The sequence below is a fragment of the Xanthomarina sp. genome (assembly GCF_035306605.1).
Taxonomy (GTDB): Bacteria; Bacteroidota; Bacteroidia; order Flavobacteriales; family Flavobacteriaceae; genus Xanthomarina.
Genome location: NZ_DATGNR010000006.1, coordinates 22,027 through 39,512 on the forward strand (window position 1 = coordinate 22,027; position 17,486 = coordinate 39,512).

Here is a 17,486-nt window from a genome sequence, read left to right on the forward strand (position 1 = left end):
ATTAAGAACTTGTTCTACTACGTTGAACCACTTCAAACACTTTGTTTTCATCACATTTAAGGGTTTTACTAGGGTATTTTAGCAACAAAGCATAGTCGTGTGTTGCCATTAAGATTGTATTGCCGTTTTTATTAATTTCTTGCAAAACCTCCATAACCTCAATACTTGTTTGTGGATCTAGGTTTCCTGTAGGCTCATCGGCTAAAATTAACTCAGGATCGTTTAGTAGTGCCCTTGCAATAGCTACACGTTGTTGTTCTCCTCCAGAAAGTTCGTGAGGATATTTAAACCCTTTAGTCCTCATATCTACTTTTTTCAAAACTTCTTCAACTCGAGTATTCATATCAGATTTGTTTTTCCAGCCCGTAGCTTTTAAAACAAATAAAAGATTGTCGTTTATAGTTCTATCTGTAAGTAATTTGAAATCCTGAAAAACAACTCCTAATTTTCGTCTTAAAAACGGAATATCTTTTTCTTTAAGTGTTTTTAGGTTGAAATCAACAATGCTTCCTTCACCTTTGGTTAAAGGCAAATCGGCATAAAGTGTTTTCATGAAACTACTTTTTCCAGTTCCGGTTTTTCCTATTAAATAAACAAATTCACCTTTGTTAATTTCAATATTAATATCGGAAAGCACCAGGCTGTCCCCTTGAAAAATAGAAGCATCTTTAAGATAAAGTACGTTTTGCATAGTTGTTTTTTAGGGTCATTATATTTACCATCACAAAGTAAACAATTAAAGGGAAATAGGGAAAGGAAAATCTAGAATTTGAACCGTAAGCCACTAAAGCTTGAGCTAAAGCGCCAGATAATATAATAGCAACGATTAAAAGGTCTAAATCGAAATCTTGACATTTAGATTTAAAAAACTGAAATAGCTTTTTTATTGAAAAAATCAAGAATAAAATATTTAAAAGTAGCACTAAATAGCTTTGTACATAATTCCATAACCCTATGAGTGCTTTCTTTACATAGATGTTTTCAAATTTGTCTACATTCCATAACAGTGAGGTGGTAAACCAAAAATCTTTAAAGGAGATAAGCACTTGTTTGGCATATAAGTCTGGATTGTTTTTAATTAAATCTTTGGCTATCCTTCCAAATTCAAGAATTAATTCACGCCTTGTTAAGTCCGTTGTTTCAATTAGTTCATCGTATGCGTACCAAGCGGTCATTGGATATTTGTAATACGGTAAATTATGTTCAATATAGTCTCTGTGTTTTACAAAAACATCACGAATCAATTTATCTTCATCGGGCGCCTTTTCAAAAAAGGAAGTTGCCATTTGTGCATAGTTTATTCCAATGTAATACGAGCTAGTAAATTGTCCTATATTTTTTTCATTTAAAGAAGACCAAGCATAAAAGGTAAGTAAAGGTAATAGGCTTAATGTTATAGCTTTTGGAAGGGCCTTTTTTATCCCGAAGTTTATATTTTTCACTAAATAAAAAAGTGAAAATCCAATGGGAATATAAATAAACATAGGTCTTATTAGATACAAGTAACTTAAGATTATCGATAGAATTAGATAATGCTTTAAGGATGTAGAAGGGTTTAAAACATTAAATTTTTGAATATACCAAAAGGAGACTAAAAGGAAGAATAAAGTAAGTGATTCCGTTAGCACAGCAAACTCATAAAATACAAAATGCAAAAACGAGGTTGTAATAAAGCTTGTCCAAAAAGCTATTTGTGTGTTTTGGGTTTTAGTTTTAGTGAAATCGAAAATAAGATATAAGCTTAAAATTCCGAGTAGGATTTGTATAAGTACCGCAGCGTATATGTTTCCTCCAACTAAGGCTATTAATAGTGGTAGGCCTGGAGTGCGTTCTCCAGTATAATTTTCTAAGCTAAAATTTAACAGATAGTTTGCTAAATTGGTGTAGTCTTCAGTATCAGGAAAAATAGTTACATCGTGGTAAAACACAAATACTAGCATCCTAAGTATAAGAGCATAGGAAAGCAAAATAGCCAAAGGGTAGCTATTGATATAAGTGCTTATTTTTTTTAACATTCTATTTGCGATACTCAAAATATATATTCAATAAATCTATTGGAACCTTTAGCAAATCAAAAAAGGTAATTTTTGAACTTCCTTTGTCGTGCCATTTTTTTAAAGGTATTTCAAGAATGGCTTCCTTACAAAAGTCGGTTCCTTTTAACTTGTTAGTTCTTAGTAAAAGTTCAACGTCAAAGAGCCATTTGCTAACAAATGGTTCTTTGAAAATATCTTTAGCTAGCTTGGTTTCAATTACTTTTGCGCCACATTGCGTGTCGTAAATAGGCATTTTTAATATAAAGGTATGTACGACTGTGGCTAAAAATCTTCCTGAAATATGTCTTATCTGACTTCTTTCTATGGATGAATTCAGTTTTTTAATACGCGATCCAACTATAAATTTAGCTGTGTTAGAGGTAAAACCAGTTAAGCGTAATATTTCCTGTAAAGAGGTTGATAAATCCGCATCTAAATAAGCAAGATAGTCGTATTTTTTATTGTCTAATCGCAAAACAGCATGTCTGATAGCTTCTGCTTTTCCAAGGTTTTTTTCCAAGTTAAATACAGAAACGTTTGGAAAGCTTGTTTGTAGACTATTTAATAGAGAGATGGTGTTGTCGGAGCTACCATCGTTTACAAAACACAGGTCTATTTCTTGATGTGATTTTAAAAAAGTATTAAAATCTTCAGTTTGAAATCTAAACTCTTCATTATAACAAGGAATAATTACACAGGTTTTTTGCATACAATAAATTCTACCTTTATTTAGGTTTGTAAAAGTAATTAGTTACGTTTTAATAGTATTAAATAATTTTTCAATTTATGAAATTTGAACCAAACTTAAAAAGGAACGAATTTTGATGCTAAAGTACAATAATTAGAAGTCTGTTTATAATTATAACATAATTCTAACGTTATAAAATGAAGATTGAATTATCTTTGGTTTTAATTGAAAAATCGCATCTATGAGTATCCATAAAATTTTAATTTTATTTATTGCTTTCAGCATTAACTTAAATGTTTTTAGTCAGGAATCTGCTATTTATACCAATCATTTGGCAGACTATCAAAAAGCCTTGGCTTTGTACGACAACCAGCAATATGCTGCTGCTCAATCTTTATTTACTAAAATACAGAAAACGGCCGAAACCGAAGTATTACAGTCAGATTGTGCTTTCTATATAGCCAACTGTGCTGTGCGATTAAATCAGCTTAATGCCGATCAGTTAATGGAGAATTTTGTTAATGATTATCCAACGAGTACAAAGCGGAATTCTGCCTATGTAGATGTAGCAGAATATTATTTCAATAACGGGAAATTTGCTTACGCTAAAAAATGGTACGATAAGGTAGATGAAAACTCCTTAGCTAGAAATGAACGTGAGAAATTCAATTTTAATAACGGATATGTAGCTTTTACCACCAAAAATTTTAAAGATGCTAGAAAATACCTAACTCGAGTTGAAAATTCTCAAAAATACGGATCGCAAGCCAAATATTATATTGGCTTTATGGCGTATGAAAGTGATGATTACAAGCAAGCGAACCAGTACTTTGATCAGGTTAGCGACAATGAAAAGTACAAGGAGAAACTATCTTATTATCAAGCCGATTTAAATTTTAAACTTGGCAAATTTGAAGAAGCTATCAAATTAGCAAAAGAACAATTACCTACAAGTGAGAGAAGTGAGGTGTCCGAGCTTAATAAAATTATAGGTGAAAGTTATTTCAATCTTGGAAAATATGCCGAAGCCATTCCTTATTTAACCGAATACAGAGGGAAACAAGGAAAATGGAACAACACAGATTATTACCAATTGGGTTATGCGCATTACAAGGAAGGTCATTACGATAGTGCCATTTCAGAATTCAATAAAATAGTTGGAGGAAATAATGCTGTGGCACAAAATGCCTATTATCACTTAGGGGAAAGCTATGTGGAATCTGGCAAAAAACAAGAAGCATTAAACGCTTTTAGAAATGCCTCTCAAATGGATTTCGACTTAAAAATTCAAGAAGATGCGTGGTTAAATTATGCCAAAATCAGTTACGAAATAGGTAATCCATACCAGTCGGCGCCACAAGTATTGACTAGTTATTTAGCCAAATATCCAAACTCGGCCTATAAAGAAGAAATAGAAACGCTTTTAATAGACTCTTATATTACTTCTAAAAACTATCAGGAAGCTTTAAAATTATTAAAAGGAAAAAATAGTTTCGAAAATAAAGTTGCTTATCAGAAAGTGGCTTTTTATCGAGGATTGGAGCTATATAACGAGGCAAAGTATCAAGAAGCTTTAGAGATGTTTTCTGGGTCTTTAAAGGAACCTAGAGATGCTAAATTTACAACTAGAGCTACTTTTTGGAATGCAGAAACAAATTATGTTTTAGCAAATTATGGCGAAGCTTTAATTGGTTTTAAGCAATTTCAACAACAAGCAAATGCTTCTAGTACTCCAGAAAATAAGAATATCACCTATAACTTGGCTTACACATATTTTAAACAAAAAAATTATCCACAGGCCATTTCCAATTACAAACAGTTTATCTCAAGTCAGCAAACTGATGACATTCGGTTAAATGATGCCTATTTACGTCTTGGAGATGCACATTTTGTGTCTAGTCAATATGCGGAAGCTATTCAAGCTTATGATGCAGCTATAAAAATAAATAAAGTTGATTCAGATTACGCATTTTTTCAGAAGTCCATAAGTTATGGTTACGAAGGAAAAGCATCAAAAAAGATAGAAGAATTAGAAAACTTCCTTCAAAAATATCCAAAATCTACCCTGAGTGATGACGCCATGTTCGAGTTAGGAAATTCATACGTTAAGGCCAATGATGATGTGAAGGCTTTAAAAATGTATTCTAAACTTCAGGAAGATTACAGAATGAGTACGTTTGTACCAAGATCTATGTTGCGTCAAGGTTTGATTCATTATAATAAAAGCAACAATGAACAAGCGTTGAATTCCTTTAAAACAGTTGCAAAGAATTATCCAGGAACACCTGAAGCCAATCAAGCTGTGGCTACAGCACGATTAATTTATATCGATTTAGGTCGTGTAAACGATTACGCTACTTGGGTAAGGACTTTAGATTATGTAGAAGTTACCGATGCTGATTTAGATAACACGACTTATGAGTCTGCTGAAAAGAAATATATAGACAACAAAACGGATGATGCTATTAAACAATTTAATAGCTATTTAAGTCAGTTTCCTAAAGGATTACATAGTTTAAAAGCTCATTTTTATCTTGCGCAATTGTATGATAAAAAGGGGCTTAAAGAAAATGCGGCTCCACATTATCAACACGTGGCAAATGCAACTCCTAGTGAATTTACAGAGGAGTCTTTAACTAAGGTTTCGCAAATTTATTTGGAAAAGAAAGATTGGATTCAGGCTGTTCCTGTGCTAAATCGTTTGGAGCAAGAAGCTAGTTTTCCTCAGAATGTCATTTTCGCACAATCAAATTTAATGAAAGCCAATTATCAGCTAAATAAATATGCTGAAGCGGTGGCTTATGCTGAAAAAGTTCTTGGTCAAAGTGTCATCGATTCAAAAATTAAAAGTGATGCACATTTAATTATTGCACGCTCTGCTATAAAAACCAAAAACGAAGATCGCGCAAAAACAGCGTATGCCGAAGTAGAAAAAACTGCCACGGGTGAAGCGGCTGCCGAAGCCTTGTATTACAATGCTTATTTTAAAAATAAAGCAGGTAATTATGAAGCATCTAATGAAATGGTTCAACGTTTAGCTAAAAATTATTCTAGTTATAAGTACTTTAGTGCAAAGGGACTGGTGCTTATGGCCAAAAACTTCTATCAATTAGATGATGCATTTCAAGCCACTTATATTTTAGAAAGTGTTATAGAAAACTTTAAAGAGTTTAGCGAAGTGGTCACTCAAGCCCAAGAAGAATTAAGTAAAATTAAAACAGAACAAGCTAAAACTAACGCCTCCATTTTACCAGAGGAGGACAAAGATTAATTTAGTTCTCAGTCTCAGTTTTTTGTATAAATCAACAATCGTCAATAAAACACAATCTATGCGAAAGCACATTCATAAAATTATCCTTTTACTTATAAGTTTACATGTTGGCTCACTTTGGGCTCAAGAAAGAGGAAACGATACTATTAAAACCGATGTTATTCAGGTAATAAAACCATATACACCAACTATTTCAGATGCGTTTAAAGTGAAAGAAACCCCCATTTTAGACGACGATGAAACCACAGCTAAAAAGGACATAGAGTATAATATTTTCTCCTTTCCAGTAGCCTCAACCTTTACTCCTGCAAAAGGAAAGGCAGCTGTTTTAGATAAAGTAAAACCAGCAAAGTTTTATGATAATTATGCCTCCCTAGGTTTTGGAAGTTATACTTCCATTTTAGGAGAAGCTTATTTAAATCATGAGTTAAGCAAAACTGATAATATTGGAGGTTACTTAAGTCATCATTCCTCACAGGGAGGTATTGATAATGCTTTGTTGGACGATTATTTTTACGATACTAATTTAAATGTTAATTTCTCAAGAAAACAAAGAGATTTAAGTTGGAATGTAGAAGGTGGATTCAAGCATCAAGTATTTAATTGGTATGGTTTGCCACAACCTTATTACGATATTACTTCGCCTGAAACGGAATTAGGTGTTAGTCATACTTTTTATGGTGGGAATTTAGGAGGCGACCTAGCTTTTAATGATTCATACTTTAAAAAGGCCCATGTCATGTTCAGACATTTTGGAGACAATTATGGTTCAGGAGAAAATAGATTCTCAGCCGATTTTTTAGCAAATATTCCTATTGCAGATATAGAAATTTCTACCAAAGTGATGTTTGATTTTCTAGGAGGTTCTTTTGATAGAGCGTACGATTTAGATGTAGAAAATAAATATGGGAACTTCAATATTGGTTTGGCTCCAACCTATAGATATACTCAGGACGATTTAACCTTAGATTTAGGTGTTTCCTTGTTTTATTTAAACGACACACAAGCGAGTGAAAATAAGTTCTATATCTATCCAAACATTGCAGCGTCTTATCGTTTAGTTGATGAGGTTTTAATAGCTTATGGGGGAATTAAAGGAGGCTTGATCCAGAATACTTACGAGAACTTTGTTGAGGAAAATAAGTTTGTTTCGCCTACTTTAAATATGAGTCCGACAGATCAGCAATATCATGGATATGTTGGTTTAAAAGGTAAAGTGTCTAATAGTGTAAGTTATGATATTAATGGAGCTTATTACTCTGAAAATAACAAAGCGCTTTTTAAACACAACGAAATTGTTACAACAACTCCAGAAAAAAGCTATCAATATGGAAATTCATTTGCAGTAGCTTATGATAAGGTATCAACCTTTAATATAGGAGGGGAATTAAGTGTAGATGTTAATAGAAATTTCAAGTTAGGAGTAAAAGCAGATTTCTTCGCATACAATACAAGTGATGAAGGTGAAGCGTGGAATTTACCTAGTATCACAGGATCCTTATTTATGGATTATCAAATAGATTCACATTGGTTTGCAGGAGCAAGCTTGTTCTATGTGGGTGAACGTAAAGACCAGGGGTATGAAACCACAGATATTTTATCATTTACCACGATGACTCTAGATGGATATTTCGATGCCAATGCTCATGTTGGATATCGTATAAACGATAAACTTTCAGTATTTGCTAGAGCCAATAATATTGCGAATCAAAATTACCAGCGATGGTTAGATTACCCAGTGCAAAGCATTCAAGTTATTGCAGGAGCAACTTATAAGTTTGATTTTTAAAGGAGGCATGTCATTGCGAGCCTGCCTGTCGGCAGACAGGGATATAACGACGTGTCAAACCGTAAGGTTCAGCGTAGATAATCTTTAACAAAAGCGTTCAAACCAGAACGCTTTTGTTGTTTTAAGTCCACTAAAGAAAACTGTAAAGATCATTCAAATCAATACTAATTTATAATTAAGGGTGTTTTCTCAAGTCCTCGAGAAGACCATAGAGTTGTTTTGTAACAATTAATTTATATTTGTAAAAATAAAATCCAAACACATCATTCATAAAATTGACAAATTCCTATTTACCAACCGTCAATCACAACCAATACTTATGAAAAAACTCTTACTAATTTTCGTTTTCATCTTCATCCTATCTTGTCAGAAAGAAAAGCAACAAGTTGATACTATTGTTATCAATGCCCAGGTATATACGGTAAATACAAACTTCGATAAAGCTGAAGCTTTTGCTATAAAAGATGGTAAGTTTTTCCAAATAGGAAGCTCAAAAGAGATACAAAACAAATTTAAAGCGGATACGATTATTGATGCCCAAGGAAAGCCTGTGTTTCCGGGGTTTATAGATGCACATTGTCATTTTTATGGTTTAGGAACGAATCTCCAAAAAGTAGATTTAAGAGGCACGACTAGTTTTGAAGAGGTAATGAAGCGGGTGTTGGATTATCAAAATGAAAAGCAAACCAATTTTATTATTGGTCGTGGATGGGATCAAAACAATTGGGAGGATAAGACCTTTCCAAATAAAAGATTGTTAGATGCATTATTTCCAAATACACCCGTAGCTTTAACCCGAATTGATGGTCATGCTTTGTTGTGTAATCAAGCCGCTTTGGATTTAGCCGGAATTACTAAGGACATGAAAGTAGAAGGAGGAGAAGTCGTACTTAAAGATGGGGAGTTAACCGGTGTTTTAATCGATAATCCGATGAAGTTAGTTTATGATGTTTTCCCTCAACCAGACAAAAACTTTCAAATAGGCGCTTTATTAGATGCTCAAAAAATATGTACAGATTTAGGTTTAACAACTGTTTCAGACGCGGGATTAAATAGAGATGTGATCGAGTTAATAGATAGTTTACAACAATCAGGTGATTTGCACATGCGCGTGTATGCCATGATTGATAACTCTGAGGAAAACCTAAATTACTATTTAACAAAAGGTAAAATTAAAACCGATAGGTTGAATGTGCAATCGGTTAAAGTATATGCCGATGGTGCTTTAGGCTCACGTGGAGCTGCTTTAAAAGCTCCTTATTCTGATAAAGAAAACCATTTTGGCGCTATGGTGATTGGATTAGATGATTTTAAGAATTTAGCTGCAAGACTTGAAGCGTCTAATTTTCAAATGAATACTCACGCCATTGGCGATTCTGCCAACAGAGTCGTTTTAAGTACCTATGAAAAAGCTTTAAAAGGAAATAAAGATAGACGTTGGAGAGTGGAACATGCTCAAATAATTACGGGCGAAGATTTTGAGGTTTTTAAAAATGAAAACATCATTCCATCTGTGCAGCCAACTCACGCTACTAGCGATATGTATTGGGCCGAGGATAGATTAGGGGCTGAGCGTATAAAAGGAGCTTATGCTTTTAAATCGCTTTTAAATGCCAGTGGAAATGTGGCTCTTGGAACTGATTTTCCTATAGAACATGTTAGTCCGTTTTTAACTTTTTATTCAGCAGTATCTAGGCAAGATGTTTCAGGTTACCCAGAGAAAGGCTTTCAAATAGAAGAAGCTTTAACTCGAGAAGAAACTTTAAAAGGAATGACTATTTGGGCTGCTTATGCCAATTTTGAAGAAAATGAAAAAGGGAGTATTGAGGTTGGAAAATTTGCCGATTTCATTATTCTAGATCAGGACTTAATGACTACAGATTTGAAAAACATTCCAAGCACAAAAGTTCTACATACTTTTATTGATGGGAAAAGACAATAACTTGTAGTAAGACCTTGATTTGAGTCCTTTTAATTTTAAGAAGGTAATTTTAGCCATTATGCTGTTCTTGAAGCATCCTCGTAGATGAATGGTAGAATAATGCTAGACTGGCTTCCAAGTTAAATGGGTGCTAATACAATCTGGCTAAATAATCAAAATGCTCGCCATCCATTACTTTTTCACAGGATAAGCCAACACTCTCGCACGCAAATTTCAAGTTGTCAAAATCTAGGTAGAGCCACTTCATCGGATTTTCATCTTCATTTTTATAGCTTAGAAAATAATCCAATTCGCCATAATAATTCGCATTGGTATCAACCCAAAGTCCGCCATCTTCATCTTCGTACATATATTTTATGTCAGAAGAATCTATAAGGATTTGTGCGTTTGGATTTAAAAGTGATTTTAAGTGTTTTAAATATGTAGCAACCTGAGACAATTCTTGAAAGATGCCTGTGCCATTCATAAGCAGTAAAACCGTATCGAAAGTTTCGGTTTCATTTAAAAGCTCCTTTAATTCAGCTTTTAAAACACCACGTTTTTTGGCAACTTCAATTGCTCCTTTGGAAAGATCGATAGCTTTCACATCCAAACCTTTTTCTTGTAAGTACAAACTATGACTTCCGGAACCACAGCCAACATCCAAGACTTTTCCTTTAGAAAGTTGCAAGGCTTTTTGTTCTAATTTAGGCATGTCGTTAAAATCTCTGAAAAGGTAGGGAAGCGGGAGCTCATCTTCGTCTGAAATATTAGTAGAAGTGATTATGTCTTCTGTATAATTATCATTTTGATAATCAAGTAGTGCTTTTCCAAACAGGTCTTTTAATTCCAAAGGCTTACAGTTTATTGTTAAGTTGAATTTTTATTGTTTTGTAGGGTTCTGGTTTTTGTACTTTAAATCCAAAATAGAATTTCTTTCAAAACTCTTCAAAGATAAGAATTAAGCGAATTAAACCTTCATTAGTAATTTTAAAAATTATAAGTTAAATCAGACTCTATTTATCCTGTTTTTAGCGCTGAAATTCACAAATTCTAATTGAGAAATCGGATTTGTGATGGATAAATTTTAGAATTCATTCTTTTTAGTATATTTAATCAAAAATTTTATCAGTGGAAACCCTTTATCATTATTTCGAAACTATTCCAAGCTTACATAGAGGGCTGCTTCTTGCCGGAGGTATTACCTTGTTTTGGTTGATGGAAGGTGCTTTGCCTTTGTTTAAGTTTTCGTATAAGAAGTGGAAACACGCTTGGCCAAATCTTTTTTTTACTGCTACCACCATCCTGATCAATTTCGGATTAGCCTTTTTATTATTGTTTTCAGCCGATTGGGTAAAAGCCAATAATTTTGGAATTATTAATTGGTTGCCAAGCATGCCACTGTGGTTATATGCCACTTTAGGGGTTTTATTACTTGATTTTTTTGGAGCTTATTTAGCGCATTACGTCGAGCATAAAGTAAAACCTTTATGGATGATTCATATCGTACACCATACGGATCATTATGTTGATACAACAACTGGAAATAGACATCATCCTTTAGAAAGTATTATTAGGTTTACTTTTACTCTTATGGGAGTTTTTGTAGTAGGTACTCCTATTGCTATTGTGTTTATGTATCAATCACTATCCGTAGTTTTTACTCAATTAACACATGCTAATATTAAAATGCCTAAAAAGGTGGATAAAATGATAAGTTACTTGTTTGTGTCGCCAGACATGCATAAAATTCACCATCATTACGTGTTGCCTTATACGGATTCTAATTATGGGAATATATTTTCTATTTGGGACAGGCTACTTGGAACCTATATGGAATTAGATAGGGAGAAGTTGGTTTATGGTGTAGATGTTTTTCCAGATGAAGTTAGAAATGGCCAAATTAAGGAACTTTTAAAGCAGCCTTTTCAAAATTATCAAAAACCAACCATTCTTCCAGATAAGGACATACTTGAAAATACTCAATAACCGTACGGTTTTGGCGTTTAGTACTGTATGTTTTATATAAATTATAAGGAATATAGTTTGAAATCACTTTTAATAGCTATTTGTTTGGTGGTTTTTACTAGCTCTGTTTTTTCTCAGGCAAGTTTTGCTAAACTTGAAAAAAACAGGAACAACCTAGCAAAAGGATTATATCACGAACTGAATAGAGCAAAGGATACTTTATTATTAAAAAGTAATTTAGAAATTTCACAGGTGTATTCTTTAAATTCAGAGAATGAAAGGGAAATTGATATGTACCTAAATTCTAGAGATATAAAAATCCCGATTTCCAATTTATCTTCAGGAAAACACGTTGTCATTGTAAATCAGAGTCCTAAGAAAATTTTGTTTGTTATACATGTTTTTGGGGCTGGACCTTTAATGGCAATCGATGATTAAATTCTTCATGTTGTAAGAAGTACTTTACTTTAAATCCTTAGGTGTTATTTCGTTTAAATACATAAAAAACAGATGATTAGTGTGTTTTTTAGCGTTTTATCTAATTTAGTACTTGTCTTGTCGAATATGTAATTCCATTTGAATTTTACCATTCTTATTGTTGTATTTTTATGTTGTTCATCGAAGAATTAATTATAGCGAGATAGCATATGTTCAACAAAATTTAGTGATAATGAGAATTTGTAGCTCCAAGGTTTTTATGTTTTTAATAGTGCTGTTTGTACATACGTCCTATAGCCAGGATGTTATTTATTCAGCCATATTTAAAAACGTAAATAAAACAGCTAAAAATTTAAAACACCATCTAAATTATACAGGCGACACGTTATACTTAGAAAGTAAATTTGATTTGAATAAAATTGAAATTATTGGTGATGGTGGTCTTGAAATATATGCCATTAACAATATTACTAAAGCGATTAAAGTTCCTTTAAATGCTTTGCCAACTGGGGATTATACTTTTGCAGTAGTTCAAACGGAAGGTCGTGATGACACATATATTTACACAAAAACCATCATTTTTAAAATTTCTAGATTATTGCCCATAGATAGTGATATCTCTAGAGGAATAAAACCATTAAAAAGCTCAATGAGTTTGGTGTCTAATAATATTCCGATTTTGGATCTAGAGCAAAATAAAATAATTAAGGAGTATCCTGAACTTCAAGTTTTGGCTAGTTCTGAGGATATAAAGTCTATAGATTCAGATCATGAGCTTATTGGTTTACTAACTGATATTGGAACTACTGGATCCTTATCTGCCATAAAAGAAAAAGAGGTCTTAGATGAGAAGCATTTAAGAACCAGAAAAATTGGTAATATCCTAGAACGCAGTAAACCTGTATATTCTAAAGTTTATAACCTAACTGATATTCGTTATGGAAATCATAACATTCAATCTAGAGCTGAGTATCGAAGAAACAATTTACGACCTAATGGTCGACCTTATGATTAACTTCTACTCATAAATTAAATAGTTGGCTCTTAATTTTCTGTAGTTTTCCAAGTCCTTTTGCCAAGTAGATTTAATATCTTTTTCGCTTATCCCGGCTTCAATTTGTTGTTGTAGTTTAGCTGTACCGGCATGTTTGGTGAAGTTTGCGGTATTGAAAACTTTACTTTTATCTGTAGCATGGTTATACGCTTTAATCAACCATTTCAGAGACACTTCATTATTGATGCTTACCGTTTTTAAATCTTCGCCATAACAAAGTACATTTTTATGTTTTGGGTTTTTAGCCCCAAAATTTTCCTTAGGGGTATAACTAAAGGAGAATGAGTTTTTATCTAAAAATGGAGCTCCGTAACGTTGGAACTGAAATTCTGTTCCGCGACCAGCATTTATATCTGTTCCTTCAAAAAGGCCAAGGCTAGGGTATAGTTTTATTGATTGATCGTTTGGTAAATTCGGTGAAGGCCTTATAGGTACGCTATACGGAGTGTTATGGGTGTAATTTTTTACAGGTATCACTGTTATGTTGCATTGTGCATTGTTTTCTAACCATTTTTCACCATTTAACATTTTCGCAAATTCACCAATGGTCAAACCGTGAACCAGGGGAATTGGATGCATACCAAGAAAGCTTTTATGTTCTATTTCAAGAGTTGGCCCATCAATATAATGTCCGTTAGGGTTTGGTCTATCTAAAATAAGAAGAGGAATGTTGGCTTCAGCACATGTCTCCATCATGTAATGAAGCGTAGAAATATAGGTGTAAAATCTTACCCCAACATCTTGTACATCGAAAATCATTATATCGATATCTTTTACAGATTCTAATGAAGGCTTTTTGTTTTTTCCGTAAAGGGAAATAATAGGCAAGCCTGTTTTAGTGTCTTTTCCACTAGCTACTAATTCTCCGGCATCTACAGTTCCTCTAAAACCATGCTCTGGAGAATATACTTTTTTCACATTTACATTTAGTGCTAATAAAGAATCCACTAGGTGAGTATTTTCTGTATGATTTGTGTTTTTAAAAATAACACTGGTTTGATTAGCAACAATACCAACGCGTTTTCCGTTTAGAAGAGGAAGGTAATTTTCGGTTTGATTTGCCCCAACAATTATTGGTTCTATATCCTGTGGAACTTGGGGCTCATTAATTCCGATGTCATTCGGTTTTACTTTTTTTTCTGTTTTGGTACTCGAGAAGTTTCCACAAGAAATGAGTACTAAAACAAATAATAAAAATGTATTTTTGAACTGTATAAATTTTAATTGCATCATTTGAAATTCGAATATTTTATAGCCAAACGCATTATTGATAGTAAAGCGTATAAAAGTAGTGTATCGGCACCAATAATAAAAATTGGTATTGCAGCTATTGCTATTGGAATCATTGTGATGATGATTGCCATTGCTACAGGAATTGGACTTCAACAAAAAATTCGAGAAAAAGTCGTTGCTTTTAATGGGGATATAATAATTTCTAATTTTGATAGTAATAATTCTCAGGAAAGTGGCAATCCTATCTCTATGGATCAGGAGTTTTATCCTGAATTTAAATCGGTTAAAGGAGTCAGCCATATTCAAGCTGTTGCTACTAAATTTGGTATTATTAGAACGGAATCAGACTTTGAAGCTATTATTTTAAAAGGTGTAGGAGCCGATTTTAACTGGAAATATTTTGAAGATTTTTTAGTAGAAGGACGGCTTCCAGATTACTCTAAGGAAAGAAATGAAGAGGTTTTAATTTCTCATTATTTAGCTAACAGATTACGCTTTAACCTAGGAGACAGTTTTACTTCTTTATTTAGAAAAGATGATCCGAATAAGCCACCAAGTATGATTACTTATACTATTGTGGGAGTTTACAGTTCGGGTTTTAAAGATTTTGATGAAACTTATGTGCTTGGAGATTTACGTCACCTTCAACGTTTAAACAAATGGCAAAGTAATGAAACCGGGCATTTTGAGGTTTTTGTAAATGATTATAGTCAACTGAATGAGGTTTTTAATGAAGTTTACCAAAATACGCCCTCCTTATTAAATGTGGTTACTGTAGAGCAGAAATTTGGTTCTATTTTCGAATGGATCAAAATTTTTGTTAAAAACATCTATGCCATAATCGGCGTCATGATTTTGGTGGCAGGCATTAATATGATTACCGCTTTGTTGGTTCTTGTTCTAGAACGTACACAAATGATTGGAATATTAAAAGCCCTGGGTTCTAACAATTGGGCTATTAGAAAGATATTTTTATACAATGCTTCGTATTTAATTACTTTAGGATTGATATGGGGAAATGTGATAGGATTGGGTTTATTGTTTGCGCAAAAATATTTAAAGCTATTTCCTTTAAATCCGGATGTGTACTATGTAACAGAAGCACCAGTTTATATTAGTTTAGGTTATATTCTTGCATTAAATATAGGAACCTTTGTTCTGTGTTTAATTATGTTGTTATTGCCATCTTATATTATAACAAAAATCTCGCCAGTAAAAGCAATTCGGTTCGAGTAAACTTCTTTCAGAAAAAAAATTCAATTGGTAAAACAGCTTGTAATAAGACTCGTAAAAGAGCTTCAAGTTTTTGTATTATCTATTTTAATGAATACTTATGAAATTGTTGCCAATTAATTCTTCGTTAAAACAATTCGTGTATTCGTAGCAAAAACTTACATTTGCAGTTGAAAAAATTTAGTATGGATTACGCAAAGAATATCTTAGAAACCATAGGAAATACACCTTTGGTTAAAATAAATAAATTAACAGAGGATTTACCATGTTTGGTGTTGGCTAAATACGAAACTTTTAATCCTGGGAATTCCGTAAAAGACCGTATGGCATTGACCATGATTGAAGATGCAGAAGCCGATGGACGCTTAAAACCAGGAGGAACAATTATTGAAGGAACTTCAGGAAATACAGGAATGGGCTTAGCTTTAGCTGCCATAGTAAAAGGCTACAAGTGTATTTTTGTTATGGCTGATAAGCAGAGTAAAGAAAAGGTTGATATACTTAAGGCTGTTGGAGCAGAAGTTATTGTTTGTCCAACAGATGTAGAACCATCAGATCCACGTTCATATTACTCTGTTTCGAAACGTTTAGGTGAAGAAATTCCAAACTCTTGGTATGTAAATCAATATGACAACTTAAGTAATTCTAAAGCGCATTACCAAAGTACGGGTCCAGAAATTTGGAAACAAACCGAAGGGAAAATCACGCATTTTGTAGTTGGAGTAGGGACAGGTGGAACTATTTCTGGTGTTGGAAAGTACTTAAAAGAACAAAATCCAAACATTAAAGTATGGGGAATTGACACCTATGGTTCTGTATTTAAAAAATATCATGAAACCGGGATTTTTGATGAAAATGAAATTTACCCATACGTTACCGAAGGAATTGGTGAAGACATTTTACCTAAAAATGTGGATTTCGATATTATTGATGGTTTTACTAAGGTAACCGATAAAGACGCTGCAGTTTACACACAATTATTGGCTAAAAAGGAAGGTATGTTTTTAGGGAACTCTGCCGGAGCAGCTATAAAAGGTTTGTTGCAATTAAAAGAACACTTTACAAAAGACGATGTGGTTGTGGTATTATTTCACGATCATGGAAGTAGATATGTTGGTAAAATGTTTAACGACGAGTGGATGAAGAAAATGGGTTATATAGATTAGTATAACTTAAATTATATTATATAAAAAAACCTGAGCTATTTGCTCAGGTTTTTTTATGTGTATGTTTATGGTAATAGTTATATTATTTATTTAATGGGGCACCAACTGGAACAGCACAGTCGTGTCCTGGTGAACCATGAGGAGGATTTGTTCCTAAGGCATTTTTTACAGGACTTGAAGATCCCTGGTTAATTACAGGTGATGCATTGGTTTTATTATTCAATGGAGCACCAACAGGAATGGCACAGTTGTGTCCTGGCTCGCCGTGAGGTGGGTTCATGCCTGTAGCAGTTTGAGCAGGAGTTGAAGTCGCAGCTGCATTCTCAGAATTACTTTCTGTTGCATTTATTGCTTGTTTTGCAGGTTCTTCTTGTTTTACAGTCTGTTCAGTACTCGTATTTGATTTTTTAGAATCAGATTGATCGCAACTAGAAAATAAAATTAGACTAAAAAATAAAACTCCTAAATAAGTCTTCATAGGTATAAGGTTTTTGTGCCATTATATCCAAATCTTCGTTTAATAATGGCTGATTGTTTAAAGCTGCAAAGATATAACTTTATTAGTCTTTTTCCATATTAACTGATTACTATCGGTTAGTCCTGTCAATCTATGTTATTGAATATATATATTGGTAGTTATTAAAAGGTTTAATTTTTACATTGAATATCAGGAAGATTTATGTGGCTTA

Annotated in this window: 14 protein-coding genes; 8 read left to right on the top strand and 6 right to left on the bottom strand. The window is 33.1% G+C overall.

All coding sequences use genetic code 11. The annotated features are described in order from the left end of the window. Position 1 precedes the first annotated feature (1 nt). The 3 genes from VKY41_RS00945 to VKY41_RS00955 are packed head-to-tail and all read right to left on the bottom strand — an operon-like array spanning position 2 to position 2,745. Positions 2 to 691 (bottom strand): cell division ATP-binding protein FtsE, encoded by a 690-nt coding sequence (locus VKY41_RS00945; RefSeq protein ID WP_500812557.1) that lies wholly within the window; start codon positions 689 to 691, stop codon positions 2 to 4. Beyond that, positions 669 to 2,015, bottom strand: coding sequence for a glycosyltransferase family protein (locus VKY41_RS00950; protein ID WP_500812558.1), 1,347 nt, complete (start codon positions 2,013 to 2,015; stop codon positions 669 to 671). Before VKY41_RS00950 ends, VKY41_RS00945 begins: the two co-directional genes overlap by 23 nt. 1 nt (position 2,016) lies before the next feature. Further along, positions 2,017 to 2,745 (bottom strand): glycosyltransferase, encoded by a 729-nt coding sequence (locus VKY41_RS00955; protein WP_500812559.1) that lies wholly within the window; start codon positions 2,743 to 2,745, stop codon positions 2,017 to 2,019. Between the two features lie 220 nt (positions 2,746 to 2,965). Between VKY41_RS00955 and VKY41_RS00960 the strand changes: the two genes are divergently transcribed. From VKY41_RS00960 to VKY41_RS00970, 3 genes are all read left to right on the top strand, one after another. Further along, positions 2,966 to 5,995, top strand: a complete 3,030-nt coding sequence (locus tag VKY41_RS00960) for a tetratricopeptide repeat protein (RefSeq protein ID WP_500812560.1) — start codon at positions 2,966 to 2,968, stop codon at positions 5,993 to 5,995. A gap of 58 nt (positions 5,996 to 6,053) precedes the next feature. Then, positions 6,054 to 7,784: a TonB-dependent receptor gene (locus tag VKY41_RS00965; RefSeq protein WP_500812561.1), complete on the top strand. Its 1,731-nt coding sequence runs from the start codon at positions 6,054 to 6,056 to the stop codon at positions 7,782 to 7,784. Positions 7,785 to 8,103: 319 nt separating this feature from the next. Further along, positions 8,104 to 9,726 (top strand): amidohydrolase, encoded by a 1,623-nt coding sequence (locus VKY41_RS00970; protein ID WP_500812562.1) that lies wholly within the window; start codon positions 8,104 to 8,106, stop codon positions 9,724 to 9,726. A 130-nt stretch (positions 9,727 to 9,856) separates the two neighbouring features. Here the strand turns inward: VKY41_RS00970 and VKY41_RS00975 are convergent, their stop codons facing one another. Continuing rightward, positions 9,857 to 10,558 carry a class I SAM-dependent methyltransferase gene (locus VKY41_RS00975; RefSeq protein WP_500812563.1) on the bottom strand — a complete coding sequence of 234 codons (702 nt, stop codon included), beginning with the start codon at positions 10,556 to 10,558 and terminating at the stop codon, positions 9,857 to 9,859. 278 nt (positions 10,559 to 10,836) lie between these two features. On the opposite strand from VKY41_RS00975, the gene VKY41_RS00980 reads away from it, so the two are divergent. The 3 genes from VKY41_RS00980 (at position 10,837) to VKY41_RS00990 (ending at position 13,126) form a co-directional block, all read left to right on the top strand. After that, entirely contained in the window at positions 10,837 to 11,694 is an 858-nt protein-coding gene (locus VKY41_RS00980) for a sterol desaturase family protein (RefSeq protein ID WP_500812564.1), read from the top strand. Between the two features lie 57 nt (positions 11,695 to 11,751). Then, entirely contained in the window at positions 11,752 to 12,111 is a 360-nt protein-coding gene (locus VKY41_RS00985) for a hypothetical protein (RefSeq protein WP_500812565.1), read from the top strand. Positions 12,112 to 12,343: 232 nt separating this feature from the next. Continuing rightward, the gene (locus tag VKY41_RS00990; RefSeq protein ID WP_500812566.1) at positions 12,344 to 13,126 is read left to right on the top strand and encodes a hypothetical protein; all 783 of its coding nucleotides are present in this window, start codon (positions 12,344 to 12,346) and stop codon (positions 13,124 to 13,126) included. 3 nt (positions 13,127 to 13,129) lie between these two features. Here VKY41_RS00990 and VKY41_RS00995 read toward each other — a convergent pair whose 3' ends face one another. Next, entirely contained in the window at positions 13,130 to 14,398 is a 1,269-nt protein-coding gene (locus tag VKY41_RS00995) for an exo-beta-N-acetylmuramidase NamZ family protein (RefSeq protein WP_500812567.1), read from the bottom strand. Between VKY41_RS00995 and VKY41_RS01000 the strand changes: the two genes are divergently transcribed. Together VKY41_RS01000 and VKY41_RS01005 are read left to right on the top strand one after the other, a co-directional pair. Then, on the top strand, positions 14,399 to 15,634 hold the full coding sequence (locus VKY41_RS01000; protein WP_500812568.1) for an ABC transporter permease: 1,236 nt from the start codon (positions 14,399 to 14,401) through the stop codon (positions 15,632 to 15,634). It abuts the gene before it with no gap. Positions 15,635 to 15,816: 182 nt separating this feature from the next. Continuing rightward, a complete protein-coding gene (locus VKY41_RS01005; RefSeq protein ID WP_500812569.1) occupies positions 15,817 to 16,797 on the top strand; it encodes a PLP-dependent cysteine synthase family protein in 981 nt (326 codons plus the stop codon). Positions 16,798 to 16,879: 82 nt separating this feature from the next. Here the strand turns inward: VKY41_RS01005 and VKY41_RS01010 are convergent, their stop codons facing one another. Further along, on the bottom strand, positions 16,880 to 17,275 hold the full coding sequence (locus VKY41_RS01010; RefSeq protein ID WP_500812570.1) for a hypothetical protein: 396 nt from the start codon (positions 17,273 to 17,275) through the stop codon (positions 16,880 to 16,882). Positions 17,276 to 17,486 lie beyond the last annotated feature (211 nt).